The organism is Mesorhizobium sp. M7A.F.Ca.AU.001.01.1.1, from assembly GCF_004022735.1.
Lineage (GTDB): Bacteria > Pseudomonadota > Alphaproteobacteria > Rhizobiales > Rhizobiaceae > Mesorhizobium > Mesorhizobium ciceri.
Window position 1 is genome coordinate 1 of sequence record NZ_RZPF01000529.1, and the last position, 4759, is coordinate 4759.

The following is a 4759-nucleotide window of genomic DNA, read 5'->3' on the forward strand; positions in this document are numbered from 1 at the left end:
GTGGTCAACGGCCGCGGTGACACGCCGAACCGCCACGACGTGCTGACCGGCTCCAAGCCCGACGGCACCAAGATCGCCGACCAGACCTGCGGCGACTGGACGATGAGCGGGGCGGAAGGCGCCGCGATGATGGGCCATCATGATCGCACGGGCCTCGACGATTCTGCAGCCGCCAAATCCTGGAATTCCTCGCACGCCTCGCGCGGCGGCTGCAGCCAAGAGGCGCTGAAGGGCACCGGGGGCGATGGCTTGTTCTATTGTTTTGCCACCAACTGAGCCGATTGCGCTTCGAAATCGGGCTGGGAAACCCGCCGTCACATCACGCGGCTGTGATGAGACGGCGGGAAGCTGTGCGGCGGTCATGCTTTCGTCATTTCCTTGGAGTTGGTAGGGTCACCGCGACTCCCACAACAAGCGCCCAACTGGCAGAACAAGGAAATCCCCATGGCTACGACCGCAGCAGCGTTGGTCTGGTATCTGGTAATCGCCGGTCCGCAAGGCGGCATGGTCGTGCTGCCCAGCACCTTCGACAAGCGCGAACAATGCACCGCCGCCATCACCGAATATCAGAAGCAGCCGACACCAGCCGGCTGGTCGGTGCAATGCGTGCCGAGCGCCTCGCCCTTCACCGACGAGGGTGACGCCGAAGAACCGTCAGCACAGTAGGCGTCAGCGGCGTGCGCTGACCGTCAGTTCCGGCTTCTGGCTGATGGTCTGGAATACCACGCAATAACGCTCGGTCAGCTTTAGTAGCGAGTCTATCCGCTCCTGCGGCTCATCGGTGTCGAGGTTGAAATTGAGCCGGATGGCGCGAAAGCCGACCGGCGCATCCTTGGCGACACCGAGCGTGCCGCGAAAATCGAGATCGCCTTCAGCCTCTACCGCGGCGGCGCCGAGTTTGAACTCGAGCGCCGTCGCCACCGCCTTCAGCGTCACCCCGGCGCAGGCGACCAACGCCTCCAGCAGCATGTCGCCCGAGCAGAGCTCAAGGCCTGAGCCGCCTGTTGCCGGATGCAGGCCGGCGATGGCGAGCGCCCTGCCCGTCTCCACCTTGCAGGCAACCGACTGGTCGTCGATCGAGCCCTTGGCGCGAAGCGTGATCATGGCCTGCGAAGCGTCGTCACGATAGGCCTGCTTCAGCGGCGCCTGCATGGCCTTCAGTTCGGTCGCATCCATCCGCTTTCCCCTTTCGTCGACTGCTTGCGTCACCGGCATGCGCCGTCCGGTCAAGATTTGCGCCGATCACCTTGGGAAGGCAATGCCATTCCGCAACAGGTGCCAGCCGCCTACACCGATATCCCAAATGGGACATTGACGGACAAGGTCCCAAAAAAGTCTGATCCGGGCAAGTCATCACTCCATTTCCCGGCGGTCCCCGATGCCTCGAACCCTCTCGACAAGGCCGAAACAGGATGGGTTTCGCGCGCCCGGCGAATTCGAACCCAAGTCAGGCTGCTGGATGATCTGGCCGGAGCGGCCGGACACCTGGCGCCTCGGCGCCAAGCCCGCGCAAAAACTGTTCGCCGATGTCGCCGCGGCGATCGCGCAAAGCGAGCCGGTGACGGTGGCGGCTTCTGCTCGCCAGTGGCAGAATGCCCGAGCGCGATTGCCTGGCCATGTGCGTGTCGTGGAGATGTCCACCAATGATTCCTGGCTGCGCGACAGCGGTCCCAACTTCGTCGTCAACGATCAAGGCGACGTGCGTGGCGTCGATTGGATCTTCAACGCCTATGGCGGTTTTGACGGCGGCCTCTATTCGCCATGGGACCTGGATGACCTTGCGGCGCAAAAAGTGCTCGAAATCGAGAACATGGATCGCTACCGCGCACCTCTGATCGCCGAGGGTGGCGGGTTGCAGTGCGACGGTCAGGGCACGCTCATCACGACGGAGCAATGCCTGCTCAACCGAAATCGCAACGCTCATCTCGGCAAGGCCGAGGTGGAGCGCCAGCTTGGCGACTATCTCGGTGTCGACACCGTCATCTGGCTGCCACGCGGCTTTGCCTTCGACGAGACCGACGGCCATGTCGACGACGTCTGCTGCTTCGTGCGCCCCGGCGTGGTCGTGCTGAGCTGGACCGACAATCGGGACGACCCACAATATGAGATCGTGCGCGAAGCCGAGGCGGTGTTGCGTTCGGCTCGTGATGCGAAGGGCCGCGCGCTGGAAGTTCACCGGCTGCCCCATCCCTTGCCGATCGAGATGACGCCGGAAGAAAGCGACAGCGTGGACCGGCTGGATTCGACCTGGGCGCGACCGGCCGGAAACCGGATCGCGGCGAGCTACATCAACTACTATCCGGGCAACAGCGTCGTGGTGGTGCCGCAGTTCGGCTGCGATCTCGATGTGAAGGCCAAGCGGACGCTGGCCGAGCTGTTTCCCGACCACCGAATAGTCGGCATCGAAAACTCGCGAGAGATCCTGCTGGGCGGCGGCAATGTCGCCTGCATCACCTTGCCGGTCTATGCCCCGCAACGACGTTGAGGGACGGAGCATGCCGAGAACACATAGCGAAAACGGAGGACATTCATGCGCGCTCTGATCTTCTCAACCCTGCTTGCCTGCGGCGTCTGCGCAAATGCGGCTTCGGCGGACGAGGAAAAGATCGTCAACGTCTACAACTGGTCCGACTACATCGCGCCGGACACGGCCGAGAAATTCGAGAAGGAAACGGGAATCAAGGTTCGTTACGACGTCTATGACGGCAACGAGGTGCTTGAGACCAAGCTGCTCACCGGCGGCTCCGGATATGACGTGGTCTACCCTTCAGCCTATCCGTTCCTCAAGAACCAGGTGAAAGCAGGGGCTTTCCTGGAACTCGACAAATCGAAGCTTGCCAACCACTCGAAGATCGATCCGCAAGCCCTCGCGCTGATCGCCGGCGCCGACCCGCAGAACCTGCATGCAGTGCCCTATATGGCGGTCACCGACGGCATTGGCTACAACGTCGCTGCGGTGAAGCAGCGGCTGCCGGACGGGCCGACAGATTCCTTCGCCATGGTCTTCGACGTCGATGTGGTCAAGAAGCTGTCCGATTGCGGTGTAGCTATCATCGATGCGCCGGCTGAAGTCATCCCGATGGCGATGAACTACCTTCACATCAACCCCAAATCGACCAGTCCCGACGACCTCGCCAAGGTCGAGGACCTGCTGGTCAAGGTGCGGCCCTACATCCGCTATTTCCATTCGTCGAAATACATCAACGACCTCGCCAACGGTGACATCTGTGTGGTGTTGGGCTGGTCGGGCGACATACTCCAGGCAAGGACCCGTGCGGCGGAATCCGTGAAGAAGCTGGAGATCGCCTATTCCATCCCCAAAGAAGGCACGCTCATCAACTTCGATACGATGGCGGTACCGAAAGATGCGCCGCATCCCGACAACGCCCAGGCCTGGATCAACTTCAATCTGCGGCCCGATATCGCCGCGGCCAATTCCAGCTATGTCTCCTACGCCAATGCGATACCGGAGTCCCTGCCGCTGATGGACAAGGCCATAGCCAGCGACCCCGGCGTCTTTCCGCCTGATGCCGTGAAGGCCAAACTGTTCGTGGTGGACAACAACGACCCAAAGCTGCTGCGATCCCAAAACCGCATGTGGACGCGCATCGTGACGGGACAATAGAGCAATTCCAGAAAAAGTGCGCAGCGGTTTTCCCGGGAAAAGCGCGTAGCGCTTTCCCTTGGGAATTGCGTCAAAGCAAAAAGACAGAGCCGGGCGGAAGCCGTCAGGCTCAAGCGGCTTCGCGGATGGCCGCCAGCAACTCGACCTGGGAGTGCACACCGAGCTTGCGATAGATCTGCTTGATGTGGTTGCGGACGGTCCCGGGCGAGATGGCGAGGCATCGCGAAATCGTCTTGGCGTTGCCACCATCGACCAGATGCCGCGCAATCTCGGTCTCGCGCCTGCTCAGCCGCGAGCGAGCGTCACCGATTGCGGCGCCCTTGTGCCGGAAGCGGCACAGATGGAGCAATCTTTCCAAAATGAGCCTTGTCGCGCTGCTTGCCGCGCAAGCCGTCGCCAGATCCTGCTCGCCAAACGGTTCTGCCCCGTTTCGCCTGAGAAAAGTGACATAGCCAGCGGTCAGCCGGTCGAGATTGAACACGCCGGTGATCTCGTCGAAACTGTCGGAAGGGCCGAAGAATTCGCGATAGTAGGGAGTCCGCTGGAAGTCGCCATTGCGGAGTGCCGACAGCGGCAACAGGAAATCCTGCCTTGTGCTGGCGAACCTCTGGAAGAAGGGATCCTGGCGATACAGTCGTGCATCGTAGTCGCGGTTCCAGCGATCGGGACCGGCATCGTCGATGGTCAGGGATGTGATGTCGCGACGGTAAAAGCCGACATAGGCGCGGTCGGAGCCAAGCAACTCGCTCGCCGCTGCCGTGAAGCGAGCCGACAATTCTTCGGGTGTCACGGCAACGGCCGCAGCGGCGACACCGCCGCTCCAGCGCCCAAACTGATCGAGGGAAAGGTTCGACTGCATTCCAATTCATACTAGGCATGATGCCGAAAAGTGTGAAGCGGTTTTCGGACGGCATCATGCTCCATCTGTTTGATTTAGAGCCGGATTCAGATTTCAGGTCGATCGACCTGAAATCATCCGGCTCTAGCGCAAGCCGTTGCAAGTTCAAATCAGCCATTTCCTTTGACTTCGACCCTCTCGGCCATACCTATGCGGGAGTCGTTGTCGCGGAGCCATCATGCCGGTCAAATTGAAACTGATCTGCCTTATCCTGCCGATGCTCGCCGTCCTGGCGC

Annotated in this window: 5 protein-coding genes and 1 pseudogene; 4 read left to right on the forward strand and 2 right to left on the reverse strand. The window is 61.3% G+C overall.

All coding sequences use genetic code 11. The features are described 5' to 3' along the window. Both EN884_RS26200 and EN884_RS26205 read left to right on the forward strand, forming a co-directional pair. Positions 1–276, forward strand: a pseudogene (locus EN884_RS26200) (hypothetical protein); the annotation flags it as partial. Positions 277–444: 168 nt separating this feature from the next. Continuing rightward, on the forward strand, positions 445–666 hold the full coding sequence (locus EN884_RS26205; RefSeq protein ID WP_013532531.1) for a hypothetical protein: 222 nt from the start codon (positions 445–447) through the stop codon (positions 664–666). Between the two features lie 3 nt (positions 667–669). Here EN884_RS26205 and EN884_RS26210 read toward each other — a convergent pair whose 3' ends face one another. Then, positions 670–1176: an OsmC family protein gene (locus EN884_RS26210; RefSeq protein WP_013532532.1), complete on the reverse strand. Its 507-nt coding sequence runs from the start codon at positions 1174–1176 to the stop codon at positions 670–672. Between the two features lie 202 nt (positions 1177–1378). On the opposite strand from EN884_RS26210, the gene aguA reads away from it, so the two are divergent. Both aguA and EN884_RS26220 read left to right on the forward strand, forming a co-directional pair. Then, positions 1379–2485 (forward strand): agmatine deiminase, encoded by a 1107-nt coding sequence (aguA, locus tag EN884_RS26215; protein WP_013532533.1) that lies wholly within the window; start codon positions 1379–1381, stop codon positions 2483–2485. A gap of 45 nt (positions 2486–2530) precedes the next feature. Then, positions 2531–3625 (forward strand): polyamine ABC transporter substrate-binding protein, encoded by a 1095-nt coding sequence (locus EN884_RS26220; protein ID WP_013532534.1) that lies wholly within the window; start codon positions 2531–2533, stop codon positions 3623–3625. A gap of 109 nt (positions 3626–3734) precedes the next feature. Here EN884_RS26220 and EN884_RS26225 read toward each other — a convergent pair whose 3' ends face one another. Further along, on the reverse strand, positions 3735–4484 hold the full coding sequence (locus EN884_RS26225; RefSeq protein ID WP_013532535.1) for a LuxR family transcriptional regulator: 750 nt from the start codon (positions 4482–4484) through the stop codon (positions 3735–3737). Between the last annotated feature and the right edge of the window lie 275 nt (positions 4485–4759).